The organism is Embleya sp. NPDC050493 (assembly GCF_044458105.1).
GTDB lineage: Bacteria > Actinomycetota > Actinomycetes > Streptomycetales > Streptomycetaceae > Embleya.
Window position 1 is genome coordinate 1 of record NZ_JBITHP010000075.1, and the last position, 1,195, is coordinate 1,195.

A 1,195-nucleotide genomic window follows, 5' to 3' on the forward strand; every position below is an offset into this window, starting at 1 on the left:
TGAGGGGCCCTTCGTTTTCCGGACGCCTGGCTTCTGTGTCTTTTACGCCGCGAGGCCGAGTTTGTCGTGGTCCCGGAGAGCTTCAAGCGGCGTGCGGTATCCCAGACCCGAGTGGATTCGTCGGCGATTGTAGAAGCCTTCGATGTATCTGACAACTTCGCGGCGTGCCTTCGCGTGGTCCGTGAAGACGTAACGGTTCAGGCATTCGTTCTTCAGCGCGCCGAAGAAAGACTCCGCCATCGCGTTGTCCCAGCATACGCCGGTGCGTCCGACCGACTGGCGCATGCCGTGACGGTTCAAGGTCCGGGCGAATTCCTCCGACGTGTAGTTGCTGCCACGATCCGAGTGGAAGATCGCGTCCTTCCCGATTTTCATGCGTCCTCGGGCCATGTCGAGTGCCGAGACGACGAGCGAGGTTTTGTAATGATCCGCCATTGCCCAACCGACGACCGCCTTGCTGTGGCAGTCGATGACCGTGGCGAGATAAAGGAATCCCTGCCAGGTCGGAATGTAGGTGACGTCGCCGACGAGTTTGGTTCCCGGCCGGTCCGCGGTGAAGTCGCGGCGGACCAGGTCGGGGATGCGCGGGTGCCCGTCGCCGGGCCGCGTGGTGACGAGCCTCCACGGCCGGGGCTGGCAGGGCGTCAGGCCCTGGGCACGCATGAGCGCGCGGACCATCTCCGGCGAGGCGGTCTCGCCGGAGCGGGCGAGGACGGCGTGGACCCGGCGATATCCGTAGGTCTCGTGATTCGCCGCGAAGATCTCTTTTATCGCCGCGGTCAGGCGTTGGCGTCGCCGCGCCGTGGCGGATTCCGGGCGGGCCCTCCATTCGTAATATCCGGATCGGGAGACGTCGAGCCATCGACACATGTCGGCAATGCGGAAGTCGGCCTTCTCCGCGTCGACGAGTTCATAACGGGAACTCACCGATGGTTGCGGGCGAAGAAGGCGCTTGCTTTTACCAGGAAGGCGTTCTCTTCGCGAAGCTTCTGATTCTCGCGTTCGAGTTCCCGCTCCCGCGCGGTCACGGGTTCGTCGCCTCGCGACGTCGACACGGGTTCCGTCGCGGCCCTGCGGTATCGCGCGACCCAGTTCCCGAGAGTGGTGTCGCTGATCCCCAACTCGCGCGCGACGTGGATGATCGGGCGAGGACCGTCCAACACCATGCGAACGGCCTCTTCCTTGAACTGCTGCG

Annotated in this window: 1 protein-coding gene; it reads right to left on the reverse strand. The window is 64.3% G+C overall.

The window, feature by feature from the left end:
- Positions 1–42: 42 nt before the first annotated feature.
- Positions 43–1,195, reverse strand: a protein-coding gene (locus tag ACIBM5_RS47070; protein WP_396012851.1) for an IS3 family transposase whose coding sequence is annotated in 2 segments (ribosomal slippage) — positions 43–962 and positions 962–1,195 — 1,154 coding nt annotated over the 2 segments. Because the reading frame shifts where the segments join, the coding sequence is not laid out codon by codon here. This gene is flagged as partial in the annotation.